The sequence below is a fragment of the Lactobacillus sp. ESL0246 genome (assembly GCF_003692965.1).
GTDB lineage: Bacteria > Bacillota > Bacilli > Lactobacillales > Lactobacillaceae > Lactobacillus.
On the sequence record NZ_REHC01000006.1, the window covers coordinates 288,858 to 310,613 of the forward strand.

Here is a 21,756-nt window from a genome sequence, read left to right on the forward strand (position 1 = left end):
CTTGCAAAGTTTTTATAAAAAAACTCTAAAATTGACTTAGCTTACTTTAGAGACAGATGCAATTTATAGATTTAATATTTTTGGTGTAGACCTTTATTTTGCATTTCATGTAATATTTGATATTGCTGTTTAAAAGCTTTTTCTATTTTAGAATTTCCTTTAGGAGAAAAATATTGCTTTCCTAATAACAAATCAGGCATATATTGTTGTGGTATCCAATCTCCTGAATATGAATGGGGATAAATGTATCCAGTTCCATGTCCTAGATTTTTGGCACCACGGTAGTGTGTATCTTTTAAATTATTGGGTATATTTCCATAATTTTTATTATGTATATCGGCTAAAGCAGAATCAATTGCACAAATTGCACTGTTACTTTTAGGTGATAGAGATAATTCAATTACGGCATTTGCTAAGGGGATCCTGGCTTCTGGAAACCCTAAATTTTGAGCAGCAGTGATAGCCTGAATTGTGTGTTGACAAGCAGCTGGATTAGCAAGTCCAATATCTTCATATGCGATTACGCTTAATCGTCGGCAAATTGCAATTAAATCTCCTGATTCAATTAAACGGGCTAAATAATGTAATGCAGCGTCCGTATCAGAACCACGAATTGATTTTTGAAAGGCGGAAATAAGATCATAGTGGCCATCGCCTTTTGCATCAAAATTTTGCGTTCGCATTTGAATTGAATTTGCCATTTCTTGTTGGTCAATTGTAAAGCCATCTTCAGTTTTTTTACCCGCTGAAATTAATTCTTGCTGAGTAGAAATAACAGCAAGCTCTAGTCCATTTAAGGTTGATCTTAAATCTCCATTACCTTTTTCAACCAATAATTTTTGGGCAGCAGAAGTCAGCTTAACTCTAAATTTGCCTAAACCGTTTGTTTTATCAGTAAGAGCTCGGTCAATTGCTTTACTAATATCAGTTTCAGTTAATTGTTTTAATTCAAAGATTTGGCAACGAGAACGAATTGCAGGTGAGATTGAAATATAAGGATTTTCAGTTGTAGCACCAATTAAAATAATTTGTCCTGATTCAAGTAATGGTAACAAGAAATCTTGTTTAGCTTTATCTAAACGATGAATTTCATCTAGTAATAAAACAACAGTACCACTCATTTTTCCCTCTGCTGCTACTTGTTCCAATTGCCTTTTAGTATCGGTAGCGGCATTTAATTGACGAAAGGCGTATTGGGTGGAACCAGCAATAGCGCTGGCAATACTGGTTTTGCCAATGCCTGGTGGGCCATAAAGAATCATGGAAGCTAATAACTTGGCTTCTACCATCCGGCGAATTATTTTACCAGGACCAATTAAATGAGTTTGTCCGACAACTTCGTCGAGTGTCTGGGGACGCATTCTGTATGCTAATGGTTTCATTGCCTATACCTATGAAAGAGTCGATGCCAAAAGCCACCTTTAGCCGTTTTTGTTCCTGGAAGCGCCTCTTTGCTTATTTCAGGTGGGTAAACTTGACTAATTTCAATGCGTAGGCGGTTAATGGCCGTTTTACTAACCACGACAACGGCAGTCTCATCAAGGCCCGTTCTTGCAGTTTCATTATTTATCAAGGTAAATGCGATATCGTATTTGCCACAACTTGCTTCAATTTGATTTAAAAAAGCGTCATCAATATTTCCATTAATTAAAACTTCGTAATTAAGATAATTACTGAAATTATCCAAGAATAATTTTCTTAACTTAGGATTCTGGACTTCAGAATTAGACATCCTGACAAACACACGTTCTCGAAGTGATCCCAAAAATCGTCTCCGCTCGTCGGGTTTTGTCTGAGGGGTAACTCCTTGAGCCGCGTTACTAACTCTTTTATTTAAATCTTCAGCCATTGATAAACCACCTTTTAAATAGTAAAAAAACCCCTTCCAAAAGGAAAGGGCTTTTAAATAAGAAATTAAAGTAACTTGTTGTAGTATTCAACAACAAGGGCTTCGTTGATCTCTGGTTCTAGCTCGTCACGTTCTGGTAAACGTACAAGTGAACCTTCCATCTTATTGTCATCAAATGAAACAAATGATGGGCGATTTACGACAGCTTCAAGAGCATCTTTAACTTGTTGCATACCTTTTGCTTTTTCTCTCAAACCAATGGTTTGACCAACTTTAACCTCATATGAAGGGATATCAACACGATTACCATCGACAGTGATGTGACCGTGGTTAACTAATTGTCTAGCTTGTTCTCTAGTAGTAGCTAAACCCAAACGGTAAACAATACTATCTAAGCGAGATTCAAGCAAAATCATGAAGTTAGTACCATGTTCACCTTGACGAATCTTACCTGCACGTGTAAACAAAGTTCTAAATTGGCGCTCGTTTAAACCGTACATCCAACGTAACTTTTGCTTTTCGTGTAATTGTTCACCATATTCTGATAGGCGACCACGTGAGTTAGGTCCATGTTGACCTGGCGCATAGTTACGACGACTAAGCTCTTTACCAGTACCTGAAAGTGAAATCCCCAATCTTCTTGAACGTTTCCAGCTTGGGCCTGTATATCTTGACATAAAATCCTCCAATAAAATCTATTAATAATTTTTGGAGTAAAATATCACATATAAGTTCAACATTCGTGCATCTTAATTTTCATTTTCGCCTGTTGCAGCGTCGGTTACTCGTTCACTAAAACGTATTAAGATGTTGACGTTCTTGTCACTTATGGCTGCAAATATTTTACACGTTATCAATTATAACGATTGAATCTTTGTAAAGCAAGGAAATATACCGATTTTTATTGAAATAGAGCATTAATTAATCGTTTATTTCATAGCTACAATTATAAAGTGTTAGTATCAAGCTAAGAATAAGTGCTATAATTTTGATTATCGGTATTATTTTAAAGGTCTAACTTAATCTTAATTTTTTTACAAAACTGTATACCACTCTATTAGATAAATTTGGTATAATTGGGATAGTTTTGGAGGAAGATTATGTCACCAACCCAATCGATAGTTGTAATAATTGCAATTTTAATCATTATTGTCATTATAGCATTTATGCTTATTGTTAATCGTAGGCAACTACACGAAATTATTGAGCTTGATGAGCTGATTAACAGAATTGCCGAAATGCATTTAGAAACCGATATTATCAACCTTGATAAAATGGATCTAGCAGGTGAGAGTCTGACGACATTAACAACGTGGCGTAAAAATTATCAGCAAGCAGCTAATAACAAAATTCCACATGTTCAAAAATTGGTGGAACAGTCTGCAGAGCAAAATGCGCATTATCATTTAATAAAAGCTCACAAACAAATTAAGCAGGCACAAGAGATTATGCAGCCTACATATGATGATGCCAAAAATACAAAAGAAGTTTTTACAGAGCTACTTGAATCTAATCGCGAAAATAAGATGCAATATGATGATCTGATCAAAAATTATCAAGAGATCCGGAAACTTGTTTTGGCAGATTCGTTTGAATATGGCGTAGCTCTTGATCAACTTGAAAATGAACTAACAAATTTAGAAAATGATTTTTCTGAAGCTAAGAGTTTAACTGCTCAAGGAGATCAAGTTGAGGCAAAACGTGTTCTGTCTAAGATCAAGATGAGTTTAAGCTCAATTAATTCGCTGTTACCTAAAATAAGATCTAATCGTCATTTGTTGGATACTGTTTTTCAAGATCAACTAAGTGAATTAGCTGACTCATATAAAAAAATGGTATCATCTAAATATTATATTACTGAAATTGATGTGTTAGATGAAGTTAAGCAAATTCGTAAACAAGTCGATGCTGCAGACAAACTTTTGGCGAATTTAAAAATTGATGAATTAAATCAGCAAGTTTTACAAATCAAATCGCGAATATCTAACTTATATGATATTTTGACTAAAGAATATAAGGCTCGTCCTTTTGTTGAAGAAAATCAAGATAAAATTCAACGGCTCTTAGCACATGAACAGGTTGAGTCTAAAAAACTAGTTGAAAAGTTGCGCCATATTGATGAAAGTTATGAGTTGACACATGGTGAACTAGCAACTAGTCGCAAACTCGAGCAAGAAATTAATGATATGAATCGTCAATATACAGTGGATACACAAAACTTGGCTGATGGTAAAGGTGTTTATTCTAGTATTAAAGCATCATGGTTAAGCGTTATTGAAAGATTGCGTGAAATTTCTGCGGAACAACAAACGATGTCGAAAGATGTTGATGGCCTGTTTGATTCTGAGAATGTTGCCAATGATTCGATTAATCGCTTTAAACAGGAAGTGTCATTGGTTTATCGGCGTTTAGAACGAAAAAAATTACCGGGTAATCCAGATTCTTTTATCCAGATGTATACGTTAGTTGTTAATGAAATTGGTCATGTTGCTAAAGAATTAAGTCAAGTTAGACTTAATATGGAAAAAATTTCAAATGAACTAATTCAAATTTCAGATGATGTTGAACGATTAAAACGTGAAGCAGATGACATAATTAACTCTGCAGATCTAGTTGAATTAACTCTGCAGTATGCTAATAAGTATTCGACTAACGCTATAGTTAAAAGCGCTCAACAAAAGACAATGAAATTATATAGTCAAGAATATAACTACAAGGAAGCTCTTGATACGATTGCTACTGCAATTGAAAAAGCGGAGCCCGGCTCATATCAACGACTTGAAAACCTTTATTATTCTGAAAAGAAAAATAATTAATTCTAAGATGTTGAGAATTTTTTATTTAGATTAGAAACTCTTTTAAAAGTAATAAAATTATCATGATTTAAAATAGTAATAGAAAAAGCATTAATTAGGCAGCTTGTAGTGTGCTCTAACTAGGAAAGTTTAACAAATTTTAATTAGGGACTGATTTTCGATATTCTGTGTGATCAGTCCTTTTAATTTGGTTTTTATTTTTTATTATAGTACGATATATATATATATATATTGCTGATAATTTATTACTACTCAGTATAGTTTTAATAGTCTTTGCAAAGCTATAAAACATTTATCTTTTCAAGATGTAAAAATAGTTAATATCTTTAAGCAAAGACCAATTGTTTTTCTTAAAAAGCTAGATGAAATTTAAAAAATAAAATTGTGTAAAGCATTAATAAATAAGTTGTTATTAAGATATAAAATTTATGCTAAAAAAGGTTTATTTGTTATTTGCTTGCTTTTAGGGATGTTCAATGGTTACGATATACTAAACTTGTGCTACAATTTTAAACGTGTCATTTTAGAAAATAAATTTTATTTAGTCAAAGTGCAATAAAAATGCCCACAAAACTTGTTACATTAGGGTAATTTTTGTTGCTGATGGAGATAGGTAATATTACATGATATCTTTTTCAAGTTTCAACAAATAAATAAGACACTATGGACATTAGGCTGTGGTGGCTTATTTTTATGCGAATTTATATAAAGATTTTCCGATTTGTAAAAGACTGTTAAGATGTTAGAATAACTATTGGCAAAGAATTCTGATGGCCCCAAATGTTAATTATACTGATGCAGATAATTTTGGGGACACAAAAGGGACAAAAATATCGATTTTTCACGAATTAAAGTGAATTTATACGAAGCTAATTATGTTGCAAAACATCGCTGTTGAGCGAAAAATACAGAAATACATAGGGATGATTTTATTACATGATATATTTTGATAATAGCGCAACAACTAAGATTGATTCAAAGGTTTTAGAAACTTATGAGCAGGTAGTACAGACTATTTGGGGCAATCCGTCTAGCTTACATAAACTTGGAGACCGTGCATTTCAATTGTTGGAAAGTTCGCGTAACCAAATTGCTAATCTTTTAGGAACTAAACCCGATGAAATTTTCTTTACTTCTGGCGGGACGGAATCAAATAACTGGGCAATTAAAGGAACCGCATTGCAAAAACGCGAATTTGGTAAACATATCATCACGTCAAGTGTTGAACATGCTTCAGTGGCCAATACGTTTACAACTTTAGAAAGTCTTGGCTTTCAGGTTACGCGTTTGCCAGTTGATAAACGAGGTTGCGTTAGTGTTACGGATCTTCGTAACGCTATTGATTCAAATACTACGCTAGTGTCAGTCATGGGAGTTAATAATGAAATTGGAACGATTCAACCAATTGCAGAAATTAGTGACTTGTTAGATAATTACCCGACTATTAGCTTTCATGTTGACAATGTTCAGGCTCTTGGTAAAAATATTTGGTCGCGAGTTTTTACACCACGCGTAGATTTATTTAGCTTGTCAGGGCATAAGTTTCATGCCCCTCGTGGAACAGGAATTCTTTATAAAAAACGTGGTAAGATGATTTTTCCACTACATGATGGTGGTGGACAAGAAAAGGGTTTACGTTCAGGAACTGAAAACTTGCCTGCAATCGCTGGTATGGCTAAGGCTATACGGTTACTTTTAGAAAATGAGGTACAGAAGGCCAACCTCGAGGTAACAATCAAACAAAGAATAGTTGATTATCTACAAAACAAACCTGGGATTAAGATTTTTTCACAGAGTTCAGTTGACTTTGCTCCACATATTCTTTGTTTTGCGCTTGAAGGTATTCGCGGTGAAACTTTAGTTCATACATTAGAAGAGCATGATATCTATACTTCTACTACTTCAGCTTGTGCTTCTACCAAAAGTGAAGAAGCTAGTACATTAGTTGCTATGCATGTCGATGATAAGGATGCTACAAGTGCAATTCGGTTGAGTTTTGATGAGACAAACACTATTGAAGAAGCTGATGAATTTATTAAAGTTTTTGATAAAATTTACCAACATTTCGCCCCAATTAATCATTTAGGAGAATAAAAAGTAATGAAATATACTGAAATTATGGTTCGCTATGGTGAGCTTTCAACAAAAGGAAAAAATAGGAAGGATTTTATCGGACGGCTTGCTGGAAATGTAACTAAAGTTCTACGTGACTTTCCGCAAGTTGAAATTCATCCACGTCACGATAGAATGCATATTGTATTAAATGACGCACCTTTTACTGAAATAGATCAACGGCTAAAAAGAGTTTTTGGAATTCAAACGTATTCACCAACTATTAAAGTAGAAAAGACGCTAGATGCCATTAGGGAAACTTCACTTGCATTAATGAAAGAAACTTTTAAAGCTGGCATGAGTTTTAAAGTTAATACCCGTAGAAGTGATCATCATTTTACTTATGACACTAATGAATTAAACCTAATGATTGGTGATTATTTATTTAAAAATATGACTGGCTTGAAAGTAGAAATGAAGCATCCAGATTTGGTATTACGTATTGAGGTGCGCCAAGATGCGGTATATATTTCTAACCAGTTGCTTCATGGTGCCGGTGGTATGCCTGTAGGTACTGGTGGTCACGCAGTTATGATGCTATCTGGGGGAATTGATTCGCCAGTTGCATCATATCTTGCTTTAAAACGTGGTGTAGACATTGATATGATCCATTTTTATAGTCCACCATACACTACTGAAAAAGCACTAAATAAAGCTAAGGAATTGACTGGAATTTTAGCCAATTATTCTGGGCGAATTAATTTTATTGCTGTACCATTTGCTGAAATTCAAGAAACTATTAAAGAAAAATTACCAGAAGGTTATCTAATGACGGTTCAACGCAGATTTATGTTGCGCTTAGCCGATCAAATCCGTGCAAAAAGAAGAGGTTTAGCGATTTTTAATGGTGAATCTATCGGGCAAGTTGCATCTCAGACATTGGAATCGATGGCAGCAATTAATGATATAACAACTACTCCTGTTGTGCGCCCAGTGGCAACGATGGATAAAACTGAAATTATTCGTTTAGCTGAACAGATCGGAACTTTTGATTTATCGATCCAGCCGTTTGAGGATTGTTGCACAATTTTTGCGCCACCTCGTCCAAAGACCAAGCCAAGAATTGATAAGGTTCGTGAATATGAATCTCGCCTTGACATTGCAGCATTGGTCAACCGAGCTCTCGATGGTATGAAAATAACTACTATTTATCCTGGCGATAAATTCTTAGCTAATAAAGCTAAGGAAGATACTGCATTGCTATAAAAAAAATGCTATAATACATGCAAAGCAATAATCAAGAGGGTATTAACTTTATAAATAGAGAAAGGCTCATTGTTGGTGAAAAGCCGAATGAAGGTTAATTGGTAGCTTGATTAAGCTGATTGGCTGAACTAATAGTAAGCTAATTCGGTAAGTTAACCGTTATCACTGTTAAGAGAAGCAGGTTTTAACCTGCTTAACCTTAGGTGGTACCGCGGTTAAATTAAATCGTCCTAGACAATTTGTCTAGGATTTTTTTATTGGGAGAAAAATTATGACAGATCTAGCACCTAAATATGATCCCCATGAAGTTGAAGAAGGTCGGTATCAAGAATGGCTTGATCAGGATCTTTTTAAACCATCGGGTGATAAAAAAGCACATCCATATTCCATTGTTATTCCACCGCCAAATGTTACAGGAAAACTTCATTTGGGGCATGCCTGGGATACCGCAATTCAAGATACATTAATCCGCTTAAAACGGATGCAGGGCTATGATACCTTATATTTACCAGGCATGGATCATGCTGGAATTGCGACACAAGCTAAAGTTGAAGCAAAATTGCGTAAGCAAGGAAAAGATCGTCACCAAATGGGCCGTGAAGCTTTTGTAAAACAAGTTTGGGACTGGAAGGATGAATACGCAAATATTATTAAAGGCCAGTGGGCCAAGATGGGGCTATCCCTTGATTATTCGCGTGAACGCTTTACTTTAGATAAGGGACTATCGAAAGCTGTAAAACGGGTATTTGTACAGTTATATAATGAAGGCTTGATTTATCGTGGTGAATATATTATTAATTGGGATCCACAACTGCAAACGGCTTTGAGTGATATTGAGGTTATTCATCAGGATGATAAAGGAGCTTTTTATCATATTAAATATCCATTCGCTGATGGTTCGGGCTTTGTAGAAATTGCGACAACTAGGCCAGAAACCATGTTTGGAGATACAGCCGTTGCTGTTGCACATGGTGATGAACGTTACAAAAATATTGTTGGTAAAGAATTGGTATTGCCACTAGTAGGTCGTAAAATTCCGATTATTGAAGATCAACATGTTGATCCTGAATTTGGGACTGGACTAGTTAAAATTACCCCAGCACATGATCCAAATGATTTTGCAGTAGGAAATCGTCATCATTTAGAACGGATTAACGTAATGAATGATGATGGTACGATGAATGAAAATGCTGGAAAATTTGCAGGAATGGATCGTTTTGACTGCCGTGAGGCCCTGGTTAATGAATTAAAGGATCAAGGCTATTTGATTAAAGTTAGACCAATTGTTCACTCCGTTGGTCATTCTGAACGTTCTGGTGTTCAAGTTGAACCACGTTTATCAACACAATGGTTTGTAAAGATGAAGCCGTTGGCTGAGAAAGTTCTAGAAAATCAAAAAACTGAAAATAAGGTCAATTTTGTTCCTGAACGCTTTGAGCAAACACTTGAGCATTGGATGGAAGATGTTCATGATTGGGTAATTTCTCGTCAGCTATGGTGGGGTCACCGAATTCCTGCTTGGTATAATAAAAAGACTGGTGAAATGTATGTTGGTGAGGAAGCACCAAAGGATGAAAAAAACTGGAATCAAGATTCTGATGTTTTAGATACATGGTTTTCAAGTGCTTTGTGGCCATTTTCGACACTGGGTTGGCCAGATGAAGATGCTGCCGATTTTAAACGCTATTTTCCAACTAATACTTTGGTTACTGGTTATGATATTATTTTCTTCTGGGTATCACGAATGATTTTTCAAAGCTTGCACTTTACCCATGAGCGTCCATTTAAGGATGTTGTTTTACATGGTTTAATTCGTGATGAACAAGGTAGAAAGATGAGTAAATCTCTGGGTAATGGTGTTGATCCAATGGATGTGGTTGATGAGTACGGTGCCGATGCTTTACGCTGGTTTTTACTTAATGGAACAGCACCAGGCCAAGATACACGTTATAATCCGAAAAAATTATCTGCTGCTTGGAACTTCATAAATAAAATTTGGAATGCTGCCCGATTTGTAATCATGAATTTACCAGAAGATTCGCAGCCGGCACATTTACCTGATACTAAGCAGTTTGATTTATCGGATAGTTGGATTTTTGATCGATTGAATCACACTGTTAGTGAAGTCATTCGGCTATTTGATGAATACAAGTTTGGTGAAGCTGGCCGAGAATTGTATAACTTTATTTGGAATGATTTTTGTGACTGGTACATTGAGATTTCCAAAGTTGCATTAAATGGAGATAATGCGGAATTAAAGGCTAGAAAGCAAGATAATTTAATTTGGATTCTTGATCAGATTTTACGTTTACTTCATCCAATCATGCCGTTTGTAACTGAAAAATTATGGTTGTCAATGCCACACGATGGTAAGTCAATTATGGTTGCTAAGTACCCTGAACAACATAATGAATTTGTTAATGATACTGCTCAGCATGATATGGCTTTCTTAATTGAAATTATTAAGGCTGTTCGTAATATTAGAATGGAAGTTAATGCACCGTTATCATCTTCTATTGATATCATGATTCAATTAGAAGATGCAAAAAATGAACACATTTTAATAGATAATTCTGACTATGTTAAAAACTTTTTGCATCCAAAAGAATTAACTATTGCAACTAAAATTTCAGCGCCTAAATTGGCTAAGACCGCCGTTGTTTCGGGAGCGCAAATTTTTATACCATTAGCTGATTTAGTTAATGTTGAAGATGAAATTAAGAAGATGAGAAAAGAAGAAACAGATCTTGAAGCTGAGGTGGAACGGGCTACAAAGAAGTTGAGTAATCAGGGCTTTGTGGTACATGCACCAGCAGCTGTTATCGACAAGGAAAAAGAAAAGTTGTCCGATTATGAAAGTCAACTTGATGGTGTACGGCAAAGAATTAAAGAATTGAAGAAGAGTGAATAAAGTGATTTTTAATAATACGAAAACCTTTTTGTCATATTTATATGCTCTACCTAAAAAACACTCTAAATCCGATTTAAGTTACATTCAAAAAATTTTACATGTCCTTGGTGATCCACAAGACCGGGTTAAAACAATCCACGTAACAGGGACTAATGGTAAAGGGTCGACATCGTATTATTTAAGCCATTTGCTAGAAAAGGCCGGTCAAAAGACTGGTCTTTTTGTTTCACCTTATGTGTTTGAGTTTGGTGAACGAATGCAAATTGATGGTAAAAACATGACAGATTCTGCCATGCTTAAAACAGCTAATCAAATTGAAAATGCTCTATACAAAATAAGAAAACTTGACCCGGATTTTTCATTAGTAACTTTTGAATATGAAGTTGCTATGAGCTTTGTATACTTTGCCAAGGAAAAATGTGATTTTGCGGTTATTGAAGTTGGCATTGGTGGTCAACATGATAAAACGAATGTAATTATTCCAGAGGTCAGCATTATTACTACAATTGGATTGGATCATGAGAAAATTATCGGTCCGACTATTCAAGATATTGCTTATGAAAAAAGTGGCATAATTAAAAAAAATCGCCCGTTAGTTGTGGGGAATATTCCACGAGAAGTTATGCCTATAATTAATAAAAGGGCGGTTAAACAACATGCTGCATGCTATAAAATGGGGCAAAATTTTAAAATTTTTCTTAATAAAAAGTTGATCTATCAAGATAATGAGCATCATCTTAGTTTTTTACCACGACCTAAGGTAGAAAGTTATGATATTGCTGTTGCACTTAAGGCCTTTTTTTTATTGCAGCTACAACTATCAGATAGGCAAATTATAGATACGATTAATCAAACTGTAATTCCAGGACGTTATCAAATATTACAGGCCCAACCTTTAATTATCTTAGATGGGGCGCATAATCAGCAAGCAATGAAAAATTTGCTGAATTTTGTTCATCAACAGCAAAATTTGCGTAAAGCTACAGTGAGAATTTTAATTATGATAATGCGGGATAAAGATCTGGATCCTATTTTTTCTTTGTTCAAAGAAACGGATCGGGTAAATCTAACAACGATTGATTATCCACGTGCCGCTAAATTGGAAGATTTTCCGAAAAAAATCAAAAATAAATATCCTTATTGGCTAGATTGGAAAGTTGCATATGCTTCCTTAAAACATGAGAGTAAATCAAATGATATACTAGTAGTAACGGGATCATTTTACCTAGTTGGTAATATTTTGCGGCTGGAGGAATCAAATGAAAGTTCAAGGGATTAACGAGCGTGTTAGGGGAATTCTGTTCGATATGGATGGATTATTGATGAACTCTGAAAAGCTGTATTGGCAAGCTAATATAGTGGCTGCTAAAGAAGCTCATATTAATGTTCCAGATGATCTTTATTTAAAACTTGTTGGGTCATCAGAAGATGAAATGAATCATTTTTATCATCGCTATTTTAGTAGCGATGAGCAACGGAATCGTTTTATTAAACGTACAAATGAATTGGTTTGGCAATGGACTGATGAGGGTAAATTAAAGTTACTTCCCGGAGTTCAGCGAGCTTTGGATTGCTTTCAGCATCTTGCACTTTCGATGGCAATCGTGACAAGTAATACAGAGGAAGTAGTTGAACATAATTTGTGGGTAACTGGTATTCGAAATTACTTTGATTTTCATTTGAATTCTGCTGACATTTATAGAAATCATATCAAGCCAAAACCAGAACCAGATATTTATCTTTTAGCTGTCGAAAGAATGGGATTACCCAAACGTAATTTACTTGTTTTTGAAGATTCTTCTTCTGGAGTGAAATCTGCTACTAGTGCTGGAATAAAGTGTGTAATGATTCCTAATTTATTGCCTGCAAATAATCAAGATAAGGATAGTGCAGTGGATGTTTGTTCAAGTTTTGCTGAGTTTTTAGAAAAAATTTAGTCTTTTCTACGTATCTAATTAGTGAAAGGAATGATTTAATGAAGTATATCAAATCCAGTCACTTTTGCGTAGACACAGATATGGAATTGTTGTGTAACTTATTTAATCGACTGAATGATAATGGAATTAGTCGATTTGATGAGTTAATTAAAAAACTTACAGAACTTCAAGTGAATAGTTTTAGTGATCTGTTTGCTTATCTTTCTGGCGCTAATTGTGATGATGATCTTGCAATTATTTGTGAAGATTTGCTTGAAAGATTGAGATTAGCTGTGCCTGATCGTGAGGCTATTTTGACCTCCAGCAATGAAGTAGGGATGTATTTAATGGATAAGTTGGCAGGTCACCAACAGGAGGAATTATGGGTTCTGTATATTGATAACAGTAATCATATTATTGCAGAAAAGTGCCTATTTCGTGGAACCTTGGATAAGTCAATTGCGCATCCACGGGAAATTTTTCGTTGGGCCGTGATATATGCTTGTGCAGGAATTTTTGTTGTTCATAATCATCCTAGTGGTAATTTGTTACCATCTAAGAGTGATATTGAATTAACTAAGAGCTTAATATCAATTTCTCAAGTAATGCACATTGATTTTTTAGATCATTTTATTGTCGGTAAAGGCAAATATCTCAGCTTGAAAGAGAAACAATTATTTTAAAATCATCTAAAACTTAACTCGGAAATCTATTTTAAGCCGTACTTTATGCTATAATTATTCAAGATTTAGAGACTGCAGTTATTAAGGAGAGATTTTCGTGTTTGGATTAGGAGCTAAAAATATTGGTATCGATTTGGGTACAGCCAATACTCTTGTTTATATGGAAGGAAAAGGAATTGTTCTTAGAGAACCTTCTGTTGTGGCAAAAAACACTCAAACTGATAAAGTGATCGCAGTTGGTTCAGAAGCTCGTGAAATGATCGGCAGAACGCCAGCTAATATTGCTGCCATTCGACCAATGAAAGATGGAGTGATTGCGGATTACGATACTACAGCTGCCATGTTAAAATACTTTATTGAGAAAACAGTGGGAAATGCTAAGCCTTCAGCAATGATTTGTGTGCCATCGGGTGTAACCGAGGTAGAAAAGCGTGCTGTCATTGACGCCGCGAGGGTTGCTGGTGCTCGTGAAGCTTTTGTAATTGAAGAGCCCTTTGCTGCTGCTATTGGTGCTGGGCTTCCAGTCATGGATCCTACTGGATCCATGGTTGTTGATATTGGTGGAGGTACAACAGATGTTGCCACAATTTCACTTGGTGGCATTGTTTCCTCTACATCAATTCGGCAGGCTGGAGATAAGTTTAATTCTGCAATTATAAACTATGTGCACTCTAATTTTAATTTATTAATTGGAGAGCGTACTGCTGAAGATATTAAGATTCAAATTGGTTCGGCTTCAGTTGAAAAAGCCACGAATATTGAATCGATTAATATTCGTGGTCGTGATTTAGTTAGTGGTTTACCAAAATCTGTTGATGTAAAAGCTGTTGATGTTGCTAATGCTATTCAAGATGTTGTTCAGGATATCATTGTGGCAATTAAAGAGACACTTGAACAAACATCTCCAGAAATTGCGGCAGATGTTATTGACCATGGGATTGTTTTAACCGGTGGTGGAGCATTGCTGAAGAATTTGCCAGATGTTATTTCAGAAGCAACTAAAGTCCCAGTTTTTATTGCTCAGGATCCACTTGATTGTGTTGCGTTAGGGACTGGCAAATCTCTTAAAAACATTGAACTAATGCGCAAAAGTCGCAGATAATCTTGAAAGTCGGCTATTTTTGCCGACTTTTCTTTAGGGATAAATTCCATATGAAGAAGTTTTTACAAAATAAAAAATTATTATCAGTCTGTATAGTTATTATTATTGCTTTTTCCATCATAGGTGGTAGCGTAAGTTTACGTAATAATCGAAATACACCACTACTTATACAAAGCTTTGGAAATGATATTGTAGCAGTTGGTACCAGAATAGTTAATTTTCCGATTAGCATAGTTTCAGGTAATTTAAACAGTGTTTATGATTTATTAAAAACGCAAGATGAAAACAATTATTTAAAGAGTCGTGTAACTGAATTACAACAGACTAAAACCCGCAATCAAGCGCTTGAAGCGGAGAACCAACAATTAAAGGCAGCATTAAAAGTAAAACAAACAATGACCGACTATGACACGGTACAGGCTTCAGTTATCTCACGTTCACCAGATAGCTGGCTTGATTTGCTGGTGATCAATAAAGGTACTACTTCAGGTTTACAAAAAAACATGGCAGTCATGTCAGGTGGTGGTGTGATTGGACGAATTGTTGAAACTAATGCTGCTTCTGCTAAAGTTGAATTAATTACAACTAGTGATAAATCAGCAAATCGTTTTGCGGTTGAAGCGGAAGCGACTAATGGAAAAAAAGTTCATGGAGTTATCACTGTAATTGGATCTAATACTTTAGCCTTTACTCAAGCAATTGACGCTCATAAGCTTAAAGCAGGAATCAAAGTATATACAAGTGGTATGGGGGGGAATTCACCAAAAGGATTATTAATTGGTTCAATTGCTACTACAACACATGATACTTTTGGTTTGTCTAATTTGATAAAAATTAATCCAGCTGGTGAATTAAATGATCCGTCTATTGTTACTGTGATAAAAAGAAAGGTAGCCGAGTAATGCATGTCTTCAAGAAATTCACCTTGGCATTTGCTTTATATGTTGCCTTAGTTACTAATGCGAGTCTCTCTTTTTTCTTGCATCAATTTTTTGCCAATACAGGTGGTTCTAATTTGTTGATGCCAATTGGTATTATGCTGATTGCATTATTTGATGATACAAATAAAAATGAAATTTGGCTCTCCCTATGTAGTGGAATTATTGCTGATTTGTATTATTTTGGAATCATTGGCATTTATACTATTTCTTTACCAATTATTTGCTGGGGATTACAACGGATAGCTCGTTTTTTGCCAGAAGTTTTTTGGGTTAGGATTCTGGTTGTTTTGTTAACTGTAATTTTGCTTGATTCTTATACTTGGATGATTATAAATTTGGTCGGCATTAGTAGTATTTCGGTTACCAAACTACTTACAAGCATCATACCTACTCTTTGTTGGTCGCTTTTATTTACAATAATTACTTACAAACTTTGGGACGTTTTGGCTAGTAATTATCCCTTTATGGTTAATCTTGATAATTACAAACAATAAAAACGTGAAGCCACTGCCTTCACGTTTTTATCCTAGCATTCCCATGCTAGCTAATGAACTAACTGCCTGCATAATAATGCCTACCAAGGTAATGAGTGCCATTAACCAAGCCATTACAATTGTTAGTCTTTGAAATTTTGATCTTTTCTTTTTATGTCTACGTGCCATAAATTCGTCCTCCTATTTGAACAATATTTTATTCTACTTGATTATTTTTTTCAATTAGGAAAAGCAATAAGAGGCATAATTAAATTATCGAGGTGCAATATGCTTTATATTTTTTTACTACCGCTAATTGGATTAATTATTGCTTTTGGACTAGCTCATTTTTTTCCAAAAGCAAAATTTAGAGGATATGATGTTTTACCTTTATTTTTTATTATGGCATGTCACTTAATTTCGGTTCAGCAAGATAAGCCAGAATTCTTGCCTTATGGCTTTTTCACTTTTTTTATTCTGATTGTGATTTTAGCTGCTGTTGAAGCAATTAAAAATAAAAATATTTCTTTAATTAAATTAATCCGTCAAATTTGGGATTATCTTACTGTCAATACAATATTTTGGTATCTTGGCTTGTTATTTATGATGATCTAACTCTAAGTAATTCGAACATAAAATAAAAAACTGCTAAATTTTGCTTTTTAAAAGTATTAGTTTAGCAGTTTTTTATTTGGAAACAATGAGACCCCCACATTTTTCTTAAATAAAAAAGTTGAAAAATAAAGGTAATTTACTTATTTCAAAATAAAAAATTAAATAATTCATCTTTTATTACTAAAAAAGTGGTAGGAAGTGGTGAATTGTGGTAAATTATTCTTAGGAAGGAGGCTAAGCCATGTTCATGGGTGAATATCATCACAATCTTGACAGTAAAGGACGCTTAATTATACCTGCTCGTTTACGAAGTCAGATTGGTGACAAGATGATTTTTACGCGTGGAATGGAGGGCTGTATATTCGGCTATACCACTGAGGCATGGGAGAAAATTGAAGCCAAATTAGCACAACTTCCTTTGACTAAGAGAAATGCACGTAGTTTTACACGTTTGTTTTATTCTGGTGCGATGGAGTGTGAATTCGATAAACAAGGGCGTGTCAATCTGACCACAACATTAAAGAATCACGCTTCCTTGGTTAAAGAATGTGTCATTGTTGGCGTTTCAGATCGAATAGAAATTTGGTCAAAAAATCGTTGGGAAGATTTTAGCATACAGGCTAACGAAGATTATGATGACATTGCTGAAGATTTTGATAATATTGAACTATAAATTATGAAATTCAAACACACCAGTGTACTCTTACACGAAACAATTAATGAATTAAAACCAAAAAATGATGGGCTTTATGTGGATGCAACCTTTGGTGGAGGCGGACATGCAAAGTACTTGTTAAGTAAACTTGATAGAGGAACGTTAATCGGTTTTGATCAAGATCAATATGCAATAGATTCAGCAAAGTTAAACTTTGCTAATTTATTAGCTTCGAAAACCGGACCGCAATTAAAATTGGTACACGATAATTTTAGCCATCTGAATGTGAATCTGGTTAAGCTAGGTTATCAAGATGGTATTGATGGTATCTATTATGACTTAGGAGTTTCTTCTCCACAATTTGATCAAGCTGAACGTGGATTTTCGTATCGCTTTGATGCCAGACTGGATATGCGAATGGATCAGAGGCAAAGCCTCGATGCATATCAACTGGTAAATGAAACAAGTCAAAAAGACTTAGCAAATATTTTATATAAATATGGTAATGAGAAATTTTCACGTCAAATTGCTCACAAAATCATTGAAAGCAGACAAAAAAAGCCGATTGAAACAACTTTTGAGCTAGTGGAAATAATTAAAGAAGCTATTCCGGCGTATGTTCGTCGTAGCGGTGGACATCCTGCAAAGAAAACTTTTCAAGCCTTACGTGTAGCTGTAAATCATGAACTCGAAGTATTAAATGAATCACTTGAAGAGGCAATTGATTTACTAAAGCCGGGTGGCAGAATTAGTGTAATTACTTTCCAATCCGACGAAGATCGAATCGTCAAAAGTATTTTTAAAAAGTATTCTGAAGTTGAAGTTCCAAGGGGAATGCCAATGATACCAGATACTTTAAAAGCAAGAATGCGTTTGGTTAATCGAAAACCAATTGTTGCTTCAGATGAAGAATTAAAAAATAATAACCGCTCACACAGTGCCAAGTTGCGGGTAGCAGAAAAATTGTGAAGAGGGAAAAGCAATGGCTGATAGTTTAGCAAGAAAAATAGAATTTAATCCTAATGAAAAGCCAAAACCACAAAATAGGCAGCGGCAAGTTCTTGATTATCATCAAGTTTCTTGGTCTGTTTTCGAGAAGACTTTATTGACTGTGGGAGCAATTATTACAGTTGTTTTAATGGCTATTTTAGTTTCTTCTAGTATTTCTGCAACATCAGCCCAGCATGAACTTACCAGTGTACAGCGTTTAGTTGAAAAAAAGCAGAGTCAAGTTAGCGATTTACGTCAGGAAATGGGAGAGTTAACTTCGACTAGTAGAATGAACAGGATTGCTCGTAACAATGGGTTGACTTTAATCGATAAAAATATTAGGACTATTCGCTAATGAAAAAACGCGTTATAAATTTAGAATCACAAAAATCCAAAGCTCACAGATACCGTTTTACAGTTGGAAGATATTTTCAGGTAACTGTAGCTTTGGTTTTTCTTGTATTTATGGGTAGATTTTTATATATTGGAATATCTAAAACTGTTAATGGTCAAAATTTAAACCAGAAAACTGAACAGTTGTATATGCGCAATCAAGTATTAAAAGCAAATCGTGGAACGATTTATGATCGCAATGGATTAGCAGTTGCGCAAGATTCTCAATTGTATACTGTTTATGCCATTTTGGATAAGTCGTCAATTAATTACAAAAACAAACCGGAATATGTTGTAAATAAAGAAATAACAGCTGAAAAATTAGCTCAAGTTCTGCCTTTATCCAAAAATCAAATTTTACATTATTTGTCTCCAATACATCCAGCTTTTCAAGTACAATTTGGTAATGCTGGTATTGGTTTAAATAAGAAACAAAAGGATAAAATTGAAAAGATGAAATTGCCAGGAATCAAATTTTTTGAGACACAGTCTCGACTCTATTTAAATGGTAATTTTGCTTCTCATGTGATTGGATTAGCAACTCCAGAATATAATAAGAAGACCAAAAAAGAAAATTTGGTAGGAACTATGGGACTTGAGGCATGGTATGATAATACTCTGTCTGGTAGGGATGGTTATCAAATTTCATCGGTTGATGCTGCAAATTATCAAGCGCCAAACAGTGTTCAAACATACAAAGCACCAGTTGATGGAAATAATATTTACTTAACTATTGACTCACAGCTACAAACTTATCTGGAAAGTAGGTTAACTTATGTTCAAAAAAACTACGACCCTGTATCAATGACAGCAGTAGTAGAAGATTTAAAAACTGGTAAAGTATTAGCTGCATCACAAAGACCAACATTCAATCCGCAAACGAAAAAAAATTTAAGTCACTCATATCGTGATATCTTGATTCAGGACACTTTTGAACCTGGATCAGTATTTAAGGTTTTAACACTAGCAGCCGCTACTAATAGTGGTAATTATCATCCTAATCAATATTACAATTCTGGCTCTGTGCTAGTTAAAGGTTCAGCTATTCATGACTGGCAGGCGCATGGCTGGGGAAGTATACCATTTTCACAAGCATTTGCGCGATCCAGCAATACAGGATTTGTTCATATTGAACAACAAATGGGGGCCAAGACTTGGTATAGCTATTTGAAAAAATTCCGTATTGGTCAAAAAACAGGAGTAACTTTGCCGGGCGAGCAACCAGGCTTTTTGACTTTTAATTCACCAATTGATCAGGCAGTAACTAGTTTTGGTCAAGGTGTAAATGTTAATGTAATGCAAATGATGCAGGCATTCAGTAGTTTGGCAAATAATGGACAAATGGTTAAACCACAATTTGTTGATAAAACATGCGATCCAACAGGGAAAACAATCACTAATTATCAAATTAAAAAAGTTGGCCAGCCTGTATTTTCTCCTGAAACTGCGCAAGTAGTCTTGTCTAACATGAAGCAGGTTTTGAATAAGCGCATTGGTACTGGATCAATTTATAGAATTGATCATGAAAGTATTGCAGCTAAAACTGGTACAGCTCAGATCGCCAATCTTAAAGGCGGAGGCTATTTAAAAGGTGATAGTAATTATATTTTTTCGGTGGTTGGTGTTACGCCAGCCAAAAATCCGCGTTATTGTATCTATATTACAATGAAACAACCACGCAGAATGAGTAAACCCGCTGAAGTGATTTTGGCATCTATTTTCAAGCCCCTAATGAAGAGAATTATTTTAATGTCGCAAAGTGGACTGAATAGTTCACTATATGTTAAGGTACCCAATTTTAAAGGGCTGAATTATTCTGATGCTGTAAAAAAAGCGAATCAGGTTGGCCTTGAACTAGAAAAAATTGGTAAGGGTGATAAAATAACGGCACAGGCTTATCTTCCTGGTAAAAAAGAATTGCCTGGGTCACGGCTATTTGTTAAAACTTCAGGGCAAATGATTTGTCCAAATATGAAAGGTTGGACACTTGATGATCTTCATCAATTTTCTGAATTAACTGATCTAAATCTAATTATTAGTGGGTCAGGCAGGGTTCAAGATCAGAGTATTTTGCCAAAATTACCGATTAAGTCAAAAGATAAAATAAAGATAAAATTAAAGGAGTAGCACCTTATGCTTATTAGCATCATAGCATTAGTCAGTTCATTAGTAATTACAAGTCTTCTTTTACCATGGATGATCATTTTGATGCGATCACACCATGAAGGACAGGAAATACGTGATGAAGGTCCTAAGTGGCATCAGAAAAAATCAGGAACACCAACAATGGGTGGTATTGTTTTTGTACTTGCTTCTGTCGTTTCAACGTTATGGGTTGTATTATGGCAGCATGAATTTAGTAAATTGATTTTAATATTGGTGTTAAGTTTATTAGGTTATGGCTTAATTGGATTTCTTGATGATGGTATAAAACTTGTTTATAAGCGTAATTTAGGATTAAAAGCTTGGCAAAAATTTACTCTTCAGATTTTAATTGCATTACTGATAGTTGTACTTGCGACTGCTGATCATTTCAAATTTAGTCTTTATTTGCCATTTTTTGGTGTTGTCAGCAATATTTTTTTATTTATTGTGTTTATTGTCTTTTGGTTGGTTGGTTTTTCAAATGCAGTGAACTTATCAGACGGATTAGATGGATTAGCCACCGGATTGTCAGTAATTGCTTATGGAACTTATGCAGTTTTAGCGTTTAAACAACAAAATTTAGCAGTTTTAATATTTTGTATGAGCGTATTAGGCGGCCTACTAGCATTTTTCGTTTTCAATCATAAGCCAGCCAAGATTTTTATGGGAGATGTTGGTTCATTAGCTCTTGGTGGAGGCCTAGCTGCTGTCAGCATATTCTTACATCGCCCATGGTCATTGTTACTAATAGGAATTGTCTTTGTTTGTGAAACTGCAAGTGTAATTTTGCAAGTCATTTCTTTTCAAACTACTGGAAAACGAATCTTCAAAATGACTCCAATTCATCATCATTTTGAAATGCTGGGATATTCAGAATGGAAAGTTGATTTTATTTTCTGGATAGTTGGATTACTAGGAAGTATCTTGTATCTTATGATTTGGGGGTAAA

General features: G+C 34.8%; 20 protein-coding genes. 16 read left to right on the forward strand and 4 right to left on the reverse strand.

Annotation, left to right across the window (positions count from 1 at the left end):
• Positions 1 to 71 precede the first annotated feature (71 nt).
• The 3 genes from F5ESL0246_RS03190 to rpsD form a co-directional block, all read right to left on the reverse strand.
• Positions 72 to 1,382, reverse strand: a complete 1,311-nt coding sequence (locus F5ESL0246_RS03190) for a replication-associated recombination protein A (RefSeq protein WP_122018068.1) — start codon at positions 1,380 to 1,382, stop codon at positions 72 to 74.
• A complete protein-coding gene (locus F5ESL0246_RS03195) occupies positions 1,379 to 1,849 on the reverse strand; it encodes a YueI family protein (protein WP_122018069.1) in 471 nt (156 codons plus the stop codon). The genes F5ESL0246_RS03190 and F5ESL0246_RS03195 overlap by 4 nt, the downstream gene beginning before the upstream one ends.
• Positions 1,850 to 1,914: 65 nt before the next feature.
• Positions 1,915 to 2,526 carry a 30S ribosomal protein S4 gene (gene rpsD / locus F5ESL0246_RS03200; protein ID WP_122018070.1) on the reverse strand — a complete coding sequence of 204 codons (612 nt, stop codon included), beginning with the start codon at positions 2,524 to 2,526 and terminating at the stop codon, positions 1,915 to 1,917.
• Positions 2,527 to 2,949: 423 nt separating this feature from the next.
• Here rpsD and ezrA point away from each other — a divergent pair, with 423 nt between their 5' ends.
• The 10 genes from ezrA to mreD all read left to right on the forward strand — a co-directional run bounded on the left by ezrA (position 2,950) and on the right by mreD (position 16,030).
• Positions 2,950 to 4,665: a septation ring formation regulator EzrA gene (ezrA, locus tag F5ESL0246_RS03205; RefSeq protein ID WP_122018071.1), complete on the forward strand. Its 1,716-nt coding sequence runs from the start codon at positions 2,950 to 2,952 to the stop codon at positions 4,663 to 4,665.
• 936 nt (positions 4,666 to 5,601) lie between these two features.
• The gene (locus tag F5ESL0246_RS03210; protein WP_122018072.1) at positions 5,602 to 6,759 is read left to right on the forward strand and encodes a cysteine desulfurase family protein; all 1,158 of its coding nucleotides are present in this window, start codon (positions 5,602 to 5,604) and stop codon (positions 6,757 to 6,759) included.
• A 6-nt stretch (positions 6,760 to 6,765) separates the two neighbouring features.
• Positions 6,766 to 7,983, forward strand: a complete 1,218-nt coding sequence (gene thiI / locus F5ESL0246_RS03215; RefSeq protein WP_122018073.1) for a tRNA uracil 4-sulfurtransferase ThiI — start codon at positions 6,766 to 6,768, stop codon at positions 7,981 to 7,983.
• A gap of 271 nt (positions 7,984 to 8,254) precedes the next feature.
• Positions 8,255 to 10,894, forward strand: a complete 2,640-nt coding sequence (locus tag F5ESL0246_RS03220; RefSeq protein ID WP_122018074.1) for a valine--tRNA ligase — start codon at positions 8,255 to 8,257, stop codon at positions 10,892 to 10,894.
• Between the two features lies 1 nt (position 10,895).
• Positions 10,896 to 12,173, forward strand: a complete 1,278-nt coding sequence (locus F5ESL0246_RS03225; protein WP_122018075.1) for a folylpolyglutamate synthase/dihydrofolate synthase family protein — start codon at positions 10,896 to 10,898, stop codon at positions 12,171 to 12,173.
• A complete protein-coding gene (locus F5ESL0246_RS03230; protein ID WP_122018076.1) occupies positions 12,154 to 12,831 on the forward strand; it encodes an HAD family phosphatase in 678 nt (225 codons plus the stop codon). The genes F5ESL0246_RS03225 and F5ESL0246_RS03230 overlap by 20 nt, the downstream gene beginning before the upstream one ends.
• Positions 12,832 to 12,869: 38 nt before the next feature.
• Positions 12,870 to 13,493: a RadC family protein gene (locus F5ESL0246_RS03235; protein WP_122018077.1), complete on the forward strand. Its 624-nt coding sequence runs from the start codon at positions 12,870 to 12,872 to the stop codon at positions 13,491 to 13,493.
• A gap of 97 nt (positions 13,494 to 13,590) precedes the next feature.
• The gene (locus tag F5ESL0246_RS03240) at positions 13,591 to 14,595 is read left to right on the forward strand and encodes a rod shape-determining protein (protein ID WP_122018078.1); all 1,005 of its coding nucleotides are present in this window, start codon (positions 13,591 to 13,593) and stop codon (positions 14,593 to 14,595) included.
• Between the two features lie 50 nt (positions 14,596 to 14,645).
• Positions 14,646 to 15,497 (forward strand): rod shape-determining protein MreC, encoded by an 852-nt coding sequence (mreC, locus tag F5ESL0246_RS03245; protein ID WP_122018079.1) that lies wholly within the window; start codon positions 14,646 to 14,648, stop codon positions 15,495 to 15,497.
• Positions 15,497 to 16,030 (forward strand): rod shape-determining protein MreD, encoded by a 534-nt coding sequence (gene mreD / locus F5ESL0246_RS03250; protein WP_122018080.1) that lies wholly within the window; start codon positions 15,497 to 15,499, stop codon positions 16,028 to 16,030. Before mreC ends, mreD begins: the two co-directional genes overlap by 1 nt.
• A 27-nt stretch (positions 16,031 to 16,057) precedes the next feature.
• Here the strand turns inward: mreD and F5ESL0246_RS03255 are convergent, their stop codons facing one another.
• Positions 16,058 to 16,198, reverse strand: a complete 141-nt coding sequence (locus F5ESL0246_RS03255) for a DUF4044 domain-containing protein (RefSeq protein ID WP_122018081.1) — start codon at positions 16,196 to 16,198, stop codon at positions 16,058 to 16,060.
• Between the two features lie 99 nt (positions 16,199 to 16,297).
• On the opposite strand from F5ESL0246_RS03255, the gene F5ESL0246_RS03260 reads away from it, so the two are divergent.
• The 6 genes from F5ESL0246_RS03260 (at position 16,298) to mraY (ending at position 21,755) form a co-directional block, all read left to right on the forward strand.
• Positions 16,298 to 16,624, forward strand: a complete 327-nt coding sequence (locus tag F5ESL0246_RS03260) for a DUF3397 domain-containing protein (RefSeq protein ID WP_122018082.1) — start codon at positions 16,298 to 16,300, stop codon at positions 16,622 to 16,624.
• Positions 16,625 to 16,865: 241 nt separating this feature from the next.
• Entirely contained in the window at positions 16,866 to 17,297 is a 432-nt protein-coding gene (mraZ, locus tag F5ESL0246_RS03265) for a division/cell wall cluster transcriptional repressor MraZ (protein ID WP_122018083.1), read from the forward strand.
• A 3-nt stretch (positions 17,298 to 17,300) separates the two neighbouring features.
• The gene (rsmH, locus tag F5ESL0246_RS03270) at positions 17,301 to 18,248 is read left to right on the forward strand and encodes a 16S rRNA (cytosine(1402)-N(4))-methyltransferase RsmH (protein ID WP_122018084.1); all 948 of its coding nucleotides are present in this window, start codon (positions 17,301 to 17,303) and stop codon (positions 18,246 to 18,248) included.
• A gap of 13 nt (positions 18,249 to 18,261) precedes the next feature.
• Positions 18,262 to 18,624 (forward strand): cell division protein FtsL, encoded by a 363-nt coding sequence (gene ftsL / locus F5ESL0246_RS03275; RefSeq protein ID WP_122018085.1) that lies wholly within the window; start codon positions 18,262 to 18,264, stop codon positions 18,622 to 18,624.
• A complete protein-coding gene (locus tag F5ESL0246_RS03280) occupies positions 18,624 to 20,789 on the forward strand; it encodes a penicillin-binding transpeptidase domain-containing protein (RefSeq protein WP_122018086.1) in 2,166 nt (721 codons plus the stop codon). The genes ftsL and F5ESL0246_RS03280 overlap by 1 nt, the downstream gene beginning before the upstream one ends.
• A 6-nt stretch (positions 20,790 to 20,795) precedes the next feature.
• On the forward strand, positions 20,796 to 21,755 hold the full coding sequence (gene mraY / locus F5ESL0246_RS03285) for a phospho-N-acetylmuramoyl-pentapeptide-transferase (protein ID WP_122018087.1): 960 nt from the start codon (positions 20,796 to 20,798) through the stop codon (positions 21,753 to 21,755).
• Position 21,756 lies beyond the last annotated feature (1 nt).